The 564-nt window shown below is 65.1% G+C and carries 1 protein-coding gene; it reads right to left on the bottom strand.

The window, feature by feature from the left end; translation table 11 throughout:
* Positions 1–121: 121 nt before the first annotated feature.
* The coding region (locus K3M35_RS25875) for an integrase core domain-containing protein (protein WP_220667300.1) at positions 122–564 on the bottom strand (443 nt) is incomplete at its 5' end.

Raw genomic sequence — 564 nt, forward strand, 5'->3', positions numbered from 1 at the left:
GAACGACATGCCGAACACTTCGCTGGCTTCCTCCAGCTTGCCGCGGCCATCACCTGTTTCAAGAAACTCTCCACATGAGACACGCTCTTAGCCCCTGATCTTGGACACGGTGTCATTTCGGTTATGCCGCTTCCGCGAGGGTAGCGGAGGCAGCGGCTTCGTAGGCGTTCGGGCTGATATTGCCGATCGCGGAGTGGCGGCGCCGGGTGTTGTAGCGGTTCGCCCAGCGGAACACGGCGCGGTAGGCAGTGGCCGCGTCGGGAAACGCAGAACGGCCTTCGAGGAGTTCACGTTTGAGGGTCGCGTTGAACGACTCGGCGAGGGCATTGTCGGCGGACGATCCGATCGCCCCCATCGACTGGGTCACCCCGAGTTGCTCGCAGAGGGCGGCGTATGCCTTCGAGGTGTAGACCGACCCGTGGTCTGAGTGGAACACCGAACCGGTAAGGGAACCGCGCTCGCGCCGGGCGGCTTCGAGCGCGCCCCCGACGAGTTCGGTGCGCATGTGGTCGGCCATCGCCCACCCGGTGAGCTTCCGCGAGCCGAGGTCGATGCACGAGGCGA

The sequence above is a fragment of the Rhodococcus sp. DMU2021 genome (genome assembly GCF_019641445.1).
Taxonomy (GTDB): domain Bacteria; phylum Actinomycetota; class Actinomycetes; order Mycobacteriales; family Mycobacteriaceae; genus Rhodococcus; species Rhodococcus pyridinivorans.